At 36.2% G+C, this 16,016-nt stretch carries 17 protein-coding genes; 15 read left to right on the top strand and 2 right to left on the bottom strand.

Annotated features, from left to right (window positions below; translation table 11 throughout):
* The first annotated feature begins 85 nt into the window (after positions 1-85).
* Positions 86-484, top strand: a complete 399-nt coding sequence (locus tag ILS93_RS15405) for a hypothetical protein (protein WP_064473801.1) — start codon at positions 86-88, stop codon at positions 482-484.
* A gap of 66 nt (positions 485-550) precedes the next feature.
* On the opposite strand, the gene ILS93_RS15400 is transcribed toward ILS93_RS15405, so the two are convergent.
* Positions 551-691, bottom strand: a complete 141-nt coding sequence (locus ILS93_RS15400; RefSeq protein ID WP_000273536.1) for a YflJ family protein — start codon at positions 689-691, stop codon at positions 551-553.
* A 153-nt stretch (positions 692-844) separates the two neighbouring features.
* Here ILS93_RS15400 and ILS93_RS15395 point away from each other — a divergent pair, with 153 nt between their 5' ends.
* Positions 845-1,207, top strand: a complete 363-nt coding sequence (locus ILS93_RS15395) for a hypothetical protein (protein ID WP_000582796.1) — start codon at positions 845-847, stop codon at positions 1,205-1,207.
* 24 nt (positions 1,208-1,231) lie between these two features.
* On the opposite strand, the gene ILS93_RS15390 is transcribed toward ILS93_RS15395, so the two are convergent.
* Positions 1,232-1,417 (bottom strand): YhzD family protein, encoded by a 186-nt coding sequence (locus ILS93_RS15390; RefSeq protein WP_000539550.1) that lies wholly within the window; start codon positions 1,415-1,417, stop codon positions 1,232-1,234.
* Positions 1,418-1,751: 334 nt separating this feature from the next.
* Here ILS93_RS15390 and ILS93_RS15385 point away from each other — a divergent pair, with 334 nt between their 5' ends.
* From ILS93_RS15385 to glpP, 13 genes are all read left to right on the top strand, one after another.
* The gene (locus ILS93_RS15385; protein WP_064473802.1) at positions 1,752-2,993 is read left to right on the top strand and encodes a metallophosphoesterase family protein; all 1,242 of its coding nucleotides are present in this window, start codon (positions 1,752-1,754) and stop codon (positions 2,991-2,993) included.
* Positions 2,990-5,914 carry an ATP-binding protein gene (locus tag ILS93_RS15380; RefSeq protein ID WP_222660814.1) on the top strand — a complete coding sequence of 975 codons (2,925 nt, stop codon included), beginning with the start codon at positions 2,990-2,992 and terminating at the stop codon, positions 5,912-5,914. Before ILS93_RS15385 ends, ILS93_RS15380 begins: the two co-directional genes overlap by 4 nt.
* 41 nt (positions 5,915-5,955) lie before the next feature.
* Positions 5,956-6,900: a 3'-5' exoribonuclease YhaM gene (gene yhaM / locus ILS93_RS15375; RefSeq protein WP_000726645.1), complete on the top strand. Its 945-nt coding sequence runs from the start codon at positions 5,956-5,958 to the stop codon at positions 6,898-6,900.
* 495 nt (positions 6,901-7,395) lie between these two features.
* A complete protein-coding gene (locus tag ILS93_RS15370) occupies positions 7,396-7,725 on the top strand; it encodes a 6-aminohexanoate hydrolase (protein WP_222660812.1) in 330 nt (109 codons plus the stop codon).
* A gap of 662 nt (positions 7,726-8,387) precedes the next feature.
* On the top strand, positions 8,388-9,335 hold the full coding sequence (locus tag ILS93_RS15365; protein ID WP_222660810.1) for a ring-cleaving dioxygenase: 948 nt from the start codon (positions 8,388-8,390) through the stop codon (positions 9,333-9,335).
* Between the two features lie 27 nt (positions 9,336-9,362).
* The gene (locus tag ILS93_RS15360; protein ID WP_064473806.1) at positions 9,363-10,340 is read left to right on the top strand and encodes a ring-cleaving dioxygenase; all 978 of its coding nucleotides are present in this window, start codon (positions 9,363-9,365) and stop codon (positions 10,338-10,340) included.
* 255 nt (positions 10,341-10,595) lie between these two features.
* Entirely contained in the window at positions 10,596-11,690 is a 1,095-nt protein-coding gene (locus ILS93_RS15355; protein ID WP_222660808.1) for a response regulator aspartate phosphatase, read from the top strand.
* On the top strand, positions 11,690-11,944 hold the full coding sequence (locus ILS93_RS15350) for a Phr family secreted Rap phosphatase inhibitor (protein ID WP_064473808.1): 255 nt from the start codon (positions 11,690-11,692) through the stop codon (positions 11,942-11,944). Before ILS93_RS15355 ends, ILS93_RS15350 begins: the two co-directional genes overlap by 1 nt.
* 237 nt (positions 11,945-12,181) lie before the next feature.
* A complete protein-coding gene (locus ILS93_RS15345) occupies positions 12,182-13,054 on the top strand; it encodes an alpha/beta fold hydrolase (protein WP_064473809.1) in 873 nt (290 codons plus the stop codon).
* A 76-nt stretch (positions 13,055-13,130) separates the two neighbouring features.
* Positions 13,131-13,331 carry a sporulation YhaL family protein gene (locus tag ILS93_RS15340; protein WP_000449229.1) on the top strand — a complete coding sequence of 67 codons (201 nt, stop codon included), beginning with the start codon at positions 13,131-13,133 and terminating at the stop codon, positions 13,329-13,331.
* Between the two features lie 214 nt (positions 13,332-13,545).
* Positions 13,546-14,397, top strand: a complete 852-nt coding sequence (locus tag ILS93_RS15335) for a DUF2935 domain-containing protein (protein ID WP_064473810.1) — start codon at positions 13,546-13,548, stop codon at positions 14,395-14,397.
* A 349-nt stretch (positions 14,398-14,746) separates the two neighbouring features.
* A complete protein-coding gene (locus ILS93_RS15330; RefSeq protein WP_120342096.1) occupies positions 14,747-15,196 on the top strand; it encodes a helix-turn-helix domain-containing protein in 450 nt (149 codons plus the stop codon).
* An 88-nt stretch (positions 15,197-15,284) separates the two neighbouring features.
* Positions 15,285-15,845, top strand: a complete 561-nt coding sequence (gene glpP / locus ILS93_RS15325; protein WP_000394295.1) for a glycerol uptake operon antiterminator GlpP — start codon at positions 15,285-15,287, stop codon at positions 15,843-15,845.
* Positions 15,846-16,016 lie beyond the last annotated feature (171 nt).

The following is a 16,016-nucleotide window of genomic DNA, read 5'->3' as shown; positions in this document are numbered from 1 at the left end:
TTCTTTTATCCCAACATAAAATGTATTGTTATAAGTTCATAAAAATGAGAAGAACGTATTGGAAGAATGGGGGGAGTTAACTTAGATGTTTTTACCTATTACTATATTTGATAGGTTTAATTGGCTGGGGAATGTTGCTTTCTCTTCAGAAAAGACTAGCAGGAATCGAGCACTTTCGAGGGCGGAAGAAAGCAATGTTAATTTGTGTGAAAATAAATGTAGAGATTCAGTTAATAATATTCATCAAAAAATAAATGTGGATGCTTTGGACTATAGTAATAGTCGTATATGGGGCCGTGCAGAACCTCATTCAACAATTATCATAACAAGTGGTGATATGTATGTTGGAAGCGGACGAGTTAATAAGTATGGAGAATTTAAAATATATACAAATGATTATCTGGAAGAGTATTTGGTACTAGAGATTCAGTTGATAATGGGTGGTTTCTATCAAGGAAGTATAACGGTAAAGTTAATAAGTTAAGGTATGATGATTTTCTTTTTATTTACTAAATAAAAAGGAAGCAACCGTAGTTGCTTCCTACATCAATTAAGCCGAAGCCTTCTTCATTCTCTCAAGTAAACTAGATAACACATGCGTACGATATGATTCTAGTTTTTTACCTTCGTAAGTACGAATACCTAATTTTTTAAGTTCTTTTACATACCAACCTTTGCTTCCGAAATACATGTGATCGCTCCCCTTCAACTTTGTTTTTTGTTTGTTCTGATCATACTTGGAGGTACGGGTATTAATGAAGGAAATGAATTTCGCGCGAAAATGGTTAACTTTGTTGCAAAAGACATATATACTAAGGATAGTATATAACGAGGTGGACAAGACGTGATTATAGAGAAGCACGAAATTCAAATTGACCAAATTACGAGCGGTAAAGTGAATATCTTTACTTTCTATAGGAATAGAAAGCAAGTTGATGATCATTTTTTACGATTGCAAGAACCATCGCTTACAGCAAACTACTTCTTCCATTTTCATTTTGATGCAGAGAGCTTGCATCTACTGCAGGAAGAGTTTCCGAGCGTATATCCGTACGCCGGTAGTGAAACGATTCACGACTGGACGGAAAAGATGAAAGCAGAATTGCAACATCAGATCCAAACAGGAAAATGGAATAAGCGCGTACGTATCGGTAATCGCATTCTAGATGTGGTGTTTACGTGGTGTGACGAAGATATAGTAGAGTAAAAAGAAGCGGATGACGCTTCTTTTTTAGCGCTGGAATAAAACGAGCTTACCTGCAGAAGATGTACAGCGATGTGTTTTTTCGTGCAATCCTTTTTCTTGTAAAATAGATTCACCTTTTGCTTTCGCTTCTTTTTCAGTTGCCGCCTCGAATGATTCATCTAATGCTTTTGAACCATCTTTTTCAAAGACTGTTAGAACGTATACTCCCATGAAAATTCCCTCCAATAATAAAAATCAGAATCTTATAACTATTTTGGCATAAATCACTAGAATATGCAAAGAAATATATGACATTGCGTGTTACAATAAAGTGAAACTTTAATAAGCAGGGGAGTTTTTTATCCCCTGCTTATTATTAGTTGAACCAATCGGGTATTTATGGGCAGTTAACTTTCAGATAAGCTTCTTTGTCTACTGCCCGTTAATACGGGGTAAGGTGAAACTGTAACTATTGGGGAGTCTATTCATGCCTACTTATTAAAGTTTTCAGCAATTTTAATATTGATAAAATGAAACTTTTGAAATATAGAAAGGATCGTTATTTGTGAAACAAGTGAAGTTTATACATGCGGCTGATTTGCATTTGGATAGTCCGTTTAAAGGGATGGAGATGAATGTACCACAGTCTGTTTGGGAGAGAATGAAACAAAGTACGTTTGAATCGTTCGAACGTATTATTGATAAAGCGATTCAAGAGCGCGTTGATTTCGTATTACTAGCCGGGGATTTGTATGATGCGGAGACGAGAAGTTTGAGGGCGCAAGTGTTTGTGCGCGAGCAAATGAAGAGACTGTCGCAGTACGATATCCCTGTTTTTATTATTCACGGTAACCACGATCATTTAGGGGGAAGCTGGGCAGCAATTGAGTTTCCGGAAAATGTTCATGTGTTTACGGAGCCTTATGTAGAAGAGAAATCATTTTATAAAAATGGTGAGCTATTCGCTTCTATTTACGGGTTTAGTTATTTACAGCAAGCGGTAACGGATAATATGACAGCGCAGTATATGAAAATGAGTGATGCACCTTTTCATATTGGCATGCTTCACGGAAGTGTGGAAGGAGATGCAGAGCATAATCGCTATGCACCGTTTCAAATTCGTGAGCTGAAAGAAAAGCAGTTTGATTATTGGGCTCTTGGTCATATACATAAACGTGAAATTTTATTAGAAGAGCCGTGCATTATTTATCCAGGGAATATACAAGGGCGTCATCGTAAGGAAACTGGAGAGAAGGGCGCGTATCTTATTGAACTTACGAAACAGGGAACGCAATGTTCATTTTTCCATACAGCGGATGTTGTGTGGGATGAGGTAGAAGTGAGTATCGATGGACTGGAAACTGTTGATGAACTTATGACGGTGATATCAACCATGATGAATGAATGCCGAAGAGAAGAAGAAGGGACACTATTAACTGTCATATTTACAGGGCAGGGCCCACTTTCTCCTTATTTACGTGATGACAAGCGCGCGGAAGAGATTTTTCATATTTTAGCAGCGGGAGAAGAGCGAAAAGATTTCGTATATGCGATGAAGTGGAAAAATGAGACGGTTTCTTTTGCGGAAATCGAGCGTTTGAAAGAAGAAAATCATTTCGTCGGTAGTGTGCTAAAAGAGTTAGAAGCGTTCACTAATATGGACGGTGTGTTGCGCACGATTTGGACATCTCCTGTAGCGCGTAATAGTATTGAATCTTTTACAGAAGAAGAGAAGAAAGAGATTCAAAAGGAAGCGGAAAATATTATTTTAGAGCAATTATTCCAGCAAGAGAGGGATAAAAAATGAGAATTGAAAAACTCCATATTTATGGGTACGGAAAATTAGAAAATGTGGAAATGGATCTTTCAATGCTGACGGTGCTGTACGGTGAAAATGAAGCGGGGAAATCGACAATTCGCTCGTTTATGAAAAGTATTTTATTCGGTTTTCCGACGAGAGGACAGCGCCGTTATGAGCCGAAAGAAGGCGGCAAGTATGGCGGTGCGATGACTGTGCAAACAGAGAAGTACGGTCGTTTGAAAATTGAACGATTGCCAAAGACGGCAGCTGGTGAGGTGACCGTTTATTTTGAAGACGGAAAAACGGGCGGCGAAGAAATTTTACAGGACATACTAAGCGGGATGAATGAAAGTTTATTTGAATCTGTCTTTTCATTTGATATGCACGGTCTTCAAAATATTCACCAGCTAGGCGAAGTGGATATCGGCAATTATTTATTTTCGGCAAGTGCAGTCGGAAGTGATGCGTTATTACAGCTAGATAAAAAGCTAGAAAAAGAAATGGATCAGCGCTTTAAGCCGAGTGGTCGTAAACCAGAAATTAACGTGTCACTGCAAGAGATGAAGAAGCTTGAAGAGAAGATGAAAGAGTGGCAAGGGAAAATTGGCACGTATGAAAAGCAAGTGGAGCAGTTAAAAGAAAGTGAAGAGAAACTTGCTGCTGTTCGCGTGGAAAAAGAGAGTGCAGAAAAGCGAAAGCAAGATTATGAAATATTAGCTGCGCTTGAGCCTCTCGTTATTGAAAAGCGTGCGCATGAGAAAGTGTTACAAAACGAGAGCGGGCAATTTCCTGTAAACGGGATGGCGCGTTATGAAGCGATTAAGGCGAAGATGGAGCCGCTCCAATTACAAGTTGATTCGCTCTATAAAAAAATAGAGAATGTGCAATCGGAAATGGAATCGATTCAAATAGATGAAGAGTTTTTACAAAAAGAAAGTTATGTAGAAGAACTTCGTATGCAGCACATGTCTTACGAAAATGCACGCCAAGAAATGCGTGATATGACAGGAACGATTACGAATATAAAAGAAGAACTTACGGAGCTAGAGCAACAAATCGGTGCTACTTTTGAAAAAGAAACAGTTCTTTCGTTTGATATGAGTTTGGCAACGAAAGAGTTAATTACCCAAGCAGTGCAAAAGGCGCGCGAACTAGAAACGCAAAAAGCGCAGCTCGATGACCGTTTTAAAGTGGCGCAGGAGCAATTAGAAGAACAAGAAGAAAACATAAGACAGATTAAGCAACAAATGTTAGCGGAGGAAGAGCGAAATACGTTAGCGGAGAAAGAGAAGTCGTTCCAAGATGCGGCGTTTATCGGTATGGGCGCAGAGAGAATGAAGCGCAAGTATGAGGAAAAAGCAGGAGCAGCTATGCAAAAGAAAAAGCAGTGGCAAAGAGTTTGTCTTCTGTTACTTATTATTAACACGCTTGTTTTATTCACGAGTTTATTTATAGATAACCGCCTACTCTTATTTATTAGTGTCATTATTTTTGTAGGGATTGTTCTGGCCCTCGTTTTATATAAAGATCCGTCAAGTGGATTACAAGAAGAGTTTCTTACTCTTCAGCAAAGTGCTGGCGGGAGACAAAGTGAAGAAGCGATGTCTGTTCGCTATCAGTTAGAAAAAGATGAAGAGATTCGGAAGCTATTTGAGCGCGAGTCGTATAAGTTACAACAAATGGAACGAGCGTATGATAAAGTCGTTTCATCGTATGAGGAATGGGAGAGAGAAACGTTCCGCACTAGCGAACAAGTAGATGTGTATAAAATGCGCTATATGTTCCCTGAATTTTATACGTATGCACACATATTGCCAGCGTTTGAGCGTATGGAAAAAATGCAGCAATTATATCGTGAGTTAGAGAAACAAGGCGCTCGTAAATCTTCATTATATGAAATGATTTCGCAATTTGAACATAAACTAGAAACTGTTATCGGTAGTGCGGAGTATAGTAAGCTGCACGAGGCACAAAGCCGTATGCAAAATGAGAAAGAAAAGCGCCAAACTTGTAAGCAGAGAAAAGAGAAGCTGGCGGAATGGCAAGAAGAATATGAGTTCATGCAAGAGCAATTGAAACAACTGTTAGTAGAGCGAGATAGTTTATGGCATATCGCACATTCAACTGATGAAGAGATGTTTTTAGAAGCAGGTAAACTATCGGAAAAACGTGAAGATGCTGAGAAGCAAGTAGGGCGTTTATTACCGCAAATTGATTTGTTAGAACAGCGTTTAACGAGTTTATCATTAGCTGAACATTATGAGGCTGACGGTTATGAGGAAAAATTAAAGCAAGAACTGACAGTTGCACAAAACTGTCTTACGAAAGAGAAAGAACTGACAGAGCGCATGGCGAAACATCGTATGGAAATTGCGAATTTAGAAGAAGGTAGTACGTACGGTGATTTATTGCATGAATGGGAAATGAAAAAAGCGCAAGTACGTGAACAAGTGAAGAAGTGGGCTGCGTATGCGGCCGCAAAGACAGTGTTAACGAAAACGAAGCAATATTATCATGAAGTACATCTTCCTCGTATTTTACAAAAATCAGAAGAGTATTTCGTCTATTTAACAGGCGGACGATATAGTAAAATCTTTTCACCGTCAGAGGCGGAACCGTTCATCGTTGAGCGTAACGACGGTATGCGTTTTTACAGTCATGAACTAAGCCAAGCGACAGCGGAGCAGTTATATTTATCGTTACGATTTGCATTAGCGAAAACATTTGAGCATGACTATCCGTTTATTATTGATGATAGTTTCGTACATTTTGATGGGGTAAGGACAAATCGCACAATTGAACTAATAAAGGAAATTGCGCAAGATAGACAAGTAATCTTCTTTACATGCCATGTGCATTTACTAACGTATTTTACAGAAAAACAGATTATAAAATTAACGCATAAGCGTAAAGAAAATGAGTTGTAGTATGCTATACTAAAAGTAATTGATTTGGTGGAGGAATTCGAATGAAAAAGAAAATTGCAGAATATGAAGTTGGTGAACAAGTCGATGTTTTCTTGTTAATTAAAACAGCGACAAAAGGTTTAGCAAGCAATGGAAAGCCGTTTTTAACAGTAATCTTACAAGATCCAAGTGGAGATATTGAAGCGAAGCTATGGGACGTATCACCAGAAGTTGAGAAACAATATGTAGCAGAAACAATCGTTAAAGTAGCTGGTGATATTTTAAACTACAAAGGACGTATTCAATTACGCGTGAAACAAATCCGAGTTGCGAATGAAAATGAAGTAACGGACATCTCAGATTTCGTAGAAAAAGCACCAGTGAAAAAAGAAGATATGGTCGAAAAAATTACGCAATACATATTTGAAATGAGAAACCCAAACATTCAGCGTCTAACAAGACATTTGTTAAATAAGCACCAAAACGAATTTTTAGAATATCCAGCAGCGACAAAGAACCATCACGAGTTCGTATCTGGACTAGCTTATCACGTCGTATCGATGCTTGATTTAGCGAAAGCTATTGCGGCTTTATACCCATCGTTAGATAAAGACTTATTATATGCAGGCGTTATTTTACATGACCTTGGTAAAGTAATCGAATTATCTGGTCCAATTTCCACAACATACACGTTAGAAGGAAATTTACTTGGCCACATTTCTATTATGGTGAACGAAATTGGGAAAGCAGCAGACGAGCTGCAAATCGATGCAGAAGAAGTATTAATCCTTCAGCACATCGTCCTTTCTCACCACGGAAAAGCAGAATGGGGTAGCCCAAAACCACCATTAGTAAAAGAAGCAGAAATTCTGCACTACATCGATAACTTAGATGCAAAAATGAACATGATGGACCGCGCATTAGGACGCACAAAACCAGGCGAATACACTGAGCGTGTCTTTGCACTTGATAATCGTTCGTTCTATAAACCGACGTTCCATAATTAATAATGTGAATCAAATGGCCTCATTAAGTGTTAATAAGCTTAGTGAGGCTGTTTTTTATTGAAAATGAAATAAAATAGTTAAGAAGTACGCATGGGTGTAACGAAGAACTAATAAAACATATCTTGCCACTAGAATGGGAGCATAGCAACTTTTTAGGTGAGTACCGCCAGCATTTCAGAAAAATATGCTAAGCAAAAAATACAATAAGCTGCCCATATGGGCAGCTTATTTACATAATTTTCGATATAGGAAGTAGTTTTAAGCATTAGGCAATATAAATTTCATTTCCTGGCTCTTATTTTCGGCGGGTTTTTAGCTTTCGCCAAGCTGAACCGCCAGTTAGCGAAAGGCAAGGCGGTGAATATATTTACAAAATGACAAAACTGTAAGAATACACGAATGTTTGTAAGAAAGTTCGATGTTTTCCTTTTTCTTTTTTTATTATAGTGAAAAAGAAGAACGAAATATTCTCTTATGTAGGAAAGGAAGATAATAATGATTGATCTATTAAACAAATGGATGTTAGAAAGTACAGGCAATTTCAATATCGTTGTAGGACTTACAGCACTTCTATTTTTGGGTTCAGTAATTGCACTTATTATTATTTATAAAAAAATTGGTAAACCAGATGAAAGAACAAATGCTATTTATTTTAAAGTTATTTCTTGTATGTTTACTACTCAAATTCTAATGAATTGCATATTTATTTCTTTAGTTGGTAAAGATATCGAGAATTTCCGTCAAATCTTTATATTATTTGAAGCCTTTGTATTCTTCGTTGGAGCTATTTATTCGTTTAAATTATATAGACAGGAATACAAATAATTCACTTATAAGAAACAATAAAAAACAGTAGTGATTTTATACACTACTGTTTTTTATTGTTCATTTTCAAATGTAAACTTTTCATTTTTAGTTAACTGTATATTCTATACATATGAGGTTAACATAACGTCTCATTATCGGTAGCAAGGAAAAAGGAGAAGCCTGCTCTCACAAGGGAACCCTCTTTTTCTGCTCTATGAATCTATACATTTTTTTATACATTTCTATCCTGAAGGGGATTTTAAGATTTCTGTTTGTTACTGAATTAGCTGAAAAACTGTAAAAAACCTTGCATACTCTTAGCGTGTTTTTTGAATGCTGGCGATATCCTACATCCATCAACTTATGAATTTTATAATGTCTCCAAACCAAGAATTTCTTGTGTTTTTAGTCCGAAATTTTATGCAATAAAAAAATATCTCAAATTCGAGATTATTCTCTTGCTTTTTAATCACTTGAGTTGTAAAGTGATAGTAACGAAAGCGATTGAGTCATATGAAAAACATACACTCAGTTGCTTTTGATTAAAAAAAACGAAGTAACTTATTCAGTAAAAACTAAGATGAATTTACAAAAACATAATGAGAATAAATTGAAAAGCTAAGAAGCATATTATTTTTTAGTTATCACTTGACTAGTAAAATGAAACGGAGGAATTATCAATGTATGAAATTAAAGGGCATCATCACATTTCAATGGTTACAAAAAACGGAAGTGAGAATAACCATTTTTATAAAAACGTACTTGGTTTACGCCGTGTGAAAATGACGGTAAACCAAGATGATCCATCCATGTATCACTTATTTTACGGAGATAGAACAGGAAGTCCAGGTACAGAATTATCATTTTTTGAAATACCTTTAGTAGGAAAAACGTATCGTGGTACGAATGCAATTACTCGAATTGGATTACTCGTTCCTTCAGAGGAAAGTTTACGTTACTGGAAAGAACGATTTGAGAAGTTTGATGTGAAACATAGTGAAATGACAACATATGCAAATCGTCCTGCTTTGCAATTTGAGGATGCGGAAGGTCTTCGTCTCGTACTACTCGTTTCAAACGGAGAAAAAGTAGAGCACTGGGAAACGTGGGAGAAATCCGAAGTTCCTGCACAGCATCAAATTCAAGGAATGGGTTCTGTGGAAATGACAGTGCGTAGACTTGATAAACTGGCGAATACATTAACAGATATATTTGGTTATACAGAAGTTAGCCGAAGCGATGAAGAAGCGGTTTTCCAGTCTATTAAAGGAGAAGCCTTCGGAGAAATCGTTGTGAAATATTTAGATGGTCCTACTGAAAAGCCGGGCCGCGGTAGCATTCACCATTTAGCAATTCGTGTAAAAAACGATGCAGAGCTAGCTTATTGGGAAGAACAGGTGATACAAAAAGGTTTCCATTCTTCTGGCATTATCGATCGTTTCTATTTTAAAAGCTTATACTTCCGCGAATCAAACGGAATCCTATTTGAAATTGCGACAGATGGACCAGGATTTACAGTTGATGGAGATGTAGAACATTTAGGAGGAAAACTTGATTTACCACCGTTCTTAGAAGATCAGCGAGCAGAAATTGAAGCGAAATTAGCACCTATTGAAGAGAAAATATAAAATTAAAAACCATTGGAGGAATATAAAATGAACCAATTAAAAGGAATTCACCACGTTACAGCAATTACAAGTAGTGCAGAAAAGAACTATGAGTTTTTCACTCACGTTTTAGGAATGCGTTTAGTTAAAAAAACAGTAAACCAAGATGATATTCAAACGTATCATTTATTCTTTGCAGATGATAAAGGTAGTGCAGGAACAGATATGACATTCTTTGACTTCCCAGGTATTCCAAAAGGAGTACACGGTACAAATGAAATTTCAAAAACTTCATTCCGAGTGCCAACTGATGCAGCGTTAGCATATTGGGTAAAACGCTTTGACCGTCTTGAAGTAGAACATACAGGCATTAAAGAGCAATTTGGTAAGAAAACTCTTTCTTTCGTTGATTTCGATGATCAACACTATCAATTAATCTCTGATGAATTAGATAAAGGGATCGAATCAGGTACACCATGGCAAAACGGTCCAGTTCCATTAGAATATGCAATTACTGGCTTAGGCCCTGTATTTATTCGTATCGCAAACTTTAGTTTCTTCAAAGAAGTGTTAGAAAAAGTTCTATTATTTAAAGAGATTGCGCAAGAAGGAGAATTCTATTTATTTGAAGTAAACGAAGGCGGAAACGGTGCTTCTGTCATTGTAGAACATAATACGGTTCTTCCGGAAGCACAACAAGGCTTTGGTACAGTGCACCATGCTGCATTCCGCGTAGAAGATCGCGCTGTATTAGAAGAGTGGATTGAGAGAATCGGTAGCGCCCAACTTCCGTCATCTGGATATGTAGATCGTCACTTCTTCGAGTCATTATACGCAAGAGTAGCACCACAAATTTTATTTGAATTTGCAACAGACGGCCCAGGATTTATGGGGGATGAGCCATACGAAACACTTGGCGAAAAGTTATCATTACCTCCGTTCCTAGAGCCAAAGCGTGAAGAAATTGAAAAATTAGTTCGTCCAATTGATACAGTAAGAAGTACGAAGGAATTTATTAAAGAGTAAAATAGAAATAATAAGTAGGAGAGCAAGTAGTTTTAGCGGATCGCTGGAACTGCTTGCTTTTTTATTTGGGCTATAAAATTTTCTGAAAAATGTTTCTCGAATTTTATAAATAGAAATATTTGGTATAATTCATTTAAATTATAAATTTTCTGACAATTATTTTTCAATACATAGAAAAGAGGTGGTGATATACAATTTGAATAATTGTATAAATATCCTAATTTTGTAAGTTTGGAGAAAAGGGGATGCGAGTGTATGGGAGCAGATGTAGTAACACGGGAGCAAATGAAACATCCTTTAGATGATTGGTATCGTGTAATGTTGCAGCAAGATATAGAGAAAGCTAGGGAAATGAAGGAAGATATTGAGAGTGAATTTTCTAATGTAAAAGAGGATGGGGGTTTATGGCTATATTACTCTTTATTAGATTTTAGATATAAAGTGCTGGCGGATGGCTTACAAATTACTAAAAATAGTTTTGATAAAATTGATGAAATTTATAAAACGTCTGAAAATCGTTTGTCATATTACTATTATTTTTTTAAGGCAATGCATGCAACTCTAATATCAAATTACAATGATGCAAGTAGATGTTATGAGAAGGCCAAAACACTAATAAAATATATTCCTGATGAATTAGAATATGGGGAATTCTGTTATCGTCTTTCTGCATTTTTCTACAATACAAGGCAACCAATGAATACAATGAAATATGTAAATAAAGCTAAAGAAATTTTTTCAAAACAATCAGGACAAGATATGAATATTGCTTTATCTCAAAATCTTTTAGGACTAACTGCCATACAAATAAAGCAATATGAACAAGCAGAAGAGTGTCTAAATTCAGCGATAGATATTCTACAAAAACAGGATAACGCTATATTGCTTTTAAGGGTACGTCATAATTTAGGATGGCTATACGCAAGTCAAAACCTTTCTGCACTAGCTATTCGACATCTTTCGGAAGTAACAGAGAAATTCCCAGCACATTTCAAAGCGATTTTCCTACAAGCTAGGGAACATTTTAAACTGGGAGAAACAAACATTGCTGAAGAATTAATTGATAGAGGATTAAATATTTGTATGGAGTTAGAAAATGAAGAGTATATACATCATTTTAGTATTTTAAAAGCAGTAAATGGTAATGTTCCTATTAAAGAATTAGAGCAGATTATCCTTAAAGGAATTACTTATTTTGATAAAGAATCTTTATATAGTTACACTCAGGAATATGTGGAAAAACTTGCAATAAAGTTTCGTGAGGATGCTAATTACATGAAAGCAAGTGATTATTTTTACAAAGCATTACAGGCAAAAGAGAAGAAGATAGAGAGAGGAGCATTAAAATAATGTTTAAAAAAATAGGTATGGCTGTAACTAGTATAGTGTTAGTTGGTATTGTATCTGTCGGTTTAAATAGTTCTTTTGTACAACAAGCGGAGCACGGTGATGTTCCAGCACCAGCAAGACCAGACTACGTTAACATTGGAGAGACAGGTGGAGCACCAGCAGATAATAGAGGCGATGGAGGAGCACCGGCCAACTTCAATAAAGGTGACGGTGGCGGTATTAGCAAGCAAGACTCACACGCTGACCATTTTTAAATTAAATAATAAAGTGAAGGGACCTCATAACGAGGTCCCTTTTCTTTTTGGTCGTAAAAAGAATTGACTTACTTTAAATATGTAACTATAATAGTTACAAAGTAACCATCACTAATGGCAATGAGTAATATTTTTTTAGTATAATTGTAACTATCGTGGTTACAGTTAAAAATAATCATAAAACAACCAAATAATGTAAAAACTTTAAGTAGCAACTTGAGAAAGGAGACGGGAATTTTGAAACGGTTTAAATTTTATTTCATTAGCGGTATTGTGCTCGTTTTGTTAATTGTATGTAACTTCGTTGATAAGCCGATTGCGAAGGTTGGAGAAGTGAAAAATACTGTTGTGATGAAGCTGCATACGAAAGAGAGTATGGCGCAAATTGATGGGCAGACGATTTACTTTAAGCAAATTGGTGAGGGGAAGCCGCCTTTACTTATGCTTCACGGGTTTGGTGGTTCTTCAGATGGGTTTAGTGATATTTATCCGGAACTTGTAAAGGACCATACGATTATCGCGGTTGATATTTTAGGATTTGGACGTTCTTCGAAGCCGGTTGATTTTCAGTATTCGTTTCCTGCGCAAGTGAATTTATATTATAAGTTAATGAAGAAACTCGGATACGATCAATTCGCAGTACTGGGTCATTCGATGGGCGGAGAGATGTCTCTAAATTTAGCGTATTTATATCCGGATGCAGTAACGCATCTCGTTTTAGCGGATTCTACAGGGATAGAGTCTTTCCAGCAAAAAGAAAGCTATGAAGTGCCACCGCTATCAACGGACTTACAAACTGTAACAGAGATTACAGATTATAATAAAAATGCAGTGAAAAATAGTCGCGATGATAAAGAGCATTATGATCAACTGACGAAAATGAGAGAGCGCCGCATTGCGATGGAAGCCGATAAAATTAAGGTGCCGACTTTAATTATATGGGGACGACACGATAAGAGCGTTTCTTGGAAAAATGGTGAACTGTATCATGAGCTATTTGCAAATAGTACGTTTCATATCATTGAAAAAGGATACCACGCACCGTTTCGTCAGGAACCAATAGAGTTTATGGAATATGTACAAGCGTTCTTCGCGAAGAATCCGCAATAAATTTTAAGCATAAATCCACTTCTTTCCTCATACAGTGAAACTAATAAGGCTTGTCTAAGGAAAGGAATGAAGTACAGTGGAAACTTTACCATGGTGGGTGTATCTTGTAATCGTCGGGATCGTATTAAGTGGCTACATGGTTTTATATACTTCAAAAAAAGAGCAAGAGATGGATAATGAGTTTATCGAAAAAGAAGGCGAAGTGTATATGAAGCGTTTAGAAGAAGAGCGAGAGAAACGGAATCAGGATAGTGATAAAGATTCGGTATTGCTTTAATAGACATTTTGAAAGGCTACCAACTAGGAGAACTTTACATCTAGGTGGTAGCCTTTTTTCTTTTTTTGGAGCAGTATATGTTCATCAAGCTAAGCTTATATAAGCTTAATTCTACATGTATATGATATTCATCATGAACTTTTATTGATGGTATTTATATATATGTTCACTCATAAGAATGGAAATAGCGCAGTATCTACAGGGGGGATTAACAATGCATGGGGATGAAACAACATTACATCCTGATACAGGTGTTACATCTGTAATGTTTGTTGAGCGTTCATTAAATGAAATTCGTTTTTGGTCTAGAATCATGAAGGAGCATTCTTTTTTTCTTCGCTTAGGGTTTAGATGTGAGGATACGCAACTAATCGAAGAGGCTAATCAATTTTATCGATTGTTTGAACATATCGAACAAATAGCGCATTCCTATACAAATGAAACAGATCCTGAGCAAATAAAAAGATTTAATTCAGAAGTACAACAAGCCGCAACTAATATTTGGGGATTTAAACGAAAAATTTTAGGGTTAATTCTCACGTGTAAATTGCCAGGACAAAATAACTTTCCACTGTTAGTTGACCATACAAGTAGGGAAGCTGATTATTTTAGAAAACGTTTAATACAATTAAATGAAGGGAAATTAGATGCTCTTCCTGATGCTATTATTAAAGAAAATGTTTTCTTTTTAAGGATTATGGCAGATCACGCTAAATTTATTGGTCATCTTCTTGATCCATCGGAAAGAAAGCTTGTAGATACAGCTCGGAATTTTAGTAATGATTTTGATGAATTGATGTATCAAGCAATTGACTTAGAATCTATGAAGCCACAATCCCAAACAGTCCCTCTTTTAGATCAATTTTTAGATCAAAATCGTGTGTCGGTTACATCTCTTCGGAATTTTAAGAAAACAGCGCGTGATTTAATTGAGCAATGTAAAATAAAGAGTATCATTCATCCGTTATTAGCAGACCATGTTTTCCGTGAAGCTGATAGATTTCTTGAAATCATTGATATGTTTGATGTTCATCTTACAAATATTCAATCACAACCTAGATATTAGAAGATAAGGAAAGATAATATTTTATTTTCAGCTGAGAAGTTAACAGTTTATGGTTAGCTTCTTTTCTTTGTGATGAAAATGTTTAAAAATGAAACTGTACGTTATTCTTTCTGGAGAATGATAAGAAAGGATGGCGTATTTTTTATGCTTAATCTAGTCTTAGCTAGTATCTGTTCGTTATATTATTGTTCGGGAAATTATTATAGGAGCATATCATATGAAATATACACACTACATAGCGCCATTACAACCTGTAACGTAAAAGTTGCACAGCTAACGCAACGACAACTCGCTTTACTCTTCATCAGTTATTTGACCATACTAGACGTAGAGAGGTGATAAACACAGTATGATTTTTAGTGAACGTTTAAAACAAGAACGAGAGAAACGAAATTGGTCGCAAAATGATTTGGCTGAAAAAATTCATGTAAGTAGGCAGTCTGTTTCGAAATGGGAGACGGGAAAGAACTATCCGAGCATTGAAATTATTATTCATTTAAGCGATCTGTTCGGTATTACGATTGATGAATTATTAAGGAGTGACGAAGAGTTGACGCAAAAAGTAATCGAAGATAGTAAGCAATTAGCGCATCCAAAATGGAAGGTGTTTTTCGATAGTTTATTTATGATGGGCGTATTTTTGTTTATTACAAAAATCGTTGTATGGATGTTAAATAAGTTTGCCGGAGCAAGCATTACACTTGTAGCAGATGCACCATATGTAATGAATTTTTTACCCCTCATACTAATGGTTATAGGTGGCACGGCTTCTGATAAGTTGAAGAAAATATATAGATAGAGGAAATAATTCCACCGCACTAGCTGTTCTTTCTACTCAAATTGTGTACTATAAAGGATAGGATGACATAAAGAAGGGGACATTTAGAATGGAATTTCATGAACAGAAGATTTTGCCGGCAGTGAGGCAAATTAAAGATTTGGAAAAGCTATTACATAGTTCGTATGAGTATATTGTTATTTTAGATATTCATGTTGGTCAATTGAAGAGTGTTGTGTCACTTGCGAAGCAGCATAGTAAAAAGGTGTTTTTACATGTTGATTTGATCCATGGATTACAAAGTGATGGGCATGCGACGGAGTTTTTATGCCAAGAATATAAACCGTACGGGTTACTTTCGACAAAGGCGAGCGTGATTATGAAGGCGAAGCAAAAGGGTGTCGTCTCTATTCAGCGCATCTTTTTAATTGATTCTAGCGCGATGGAAAAGAGCTGTAATTTGCTAGAAAAGACGAAGCCGGATTATATAGAGGTGCTTCCTGGTGCGCTAACGGATGTGATTGCTGAAGTGAAAGAGCGTACTGGTGTCCCGATTTTAGCGGGTGGTTTCATTCGTACTGTGGAAGATGTTGAAAGAGCTTTAAATGCTGGTGCGACAGCAATTACGACATCAAAAAAAGAACTATGGAAACATTACCAAAAAAAGTGACGAAAATGTGAAAAAATTCTGTTGACACCGCTTTCATGAAAGGTTAACATTATAGACAAGTTAATAAACGTGACGGAGAAAAGAAGAGATCCACATTTTATTGTTTCTATATATTATATAGAAGCATGTAAGCTGTGGATCTTTTTCTTTTGAAAAAACGAATGGCCATTC

It is taken from the genome of Bacillus sp. 16GRE42, assembly GCF_019837435.1.
Taxonomy (GTDB): domain Bacteria; phylum Bacillota; class Bacilli; order Bacillales; family Bacillaceae_G; genus Bacillus_A; species Bacillus_A wiedmannii.
Note: the sequence above shows the minus strand (reverse complement) of the source record. Positions and strands in the feature narration are given on the sequence as shown.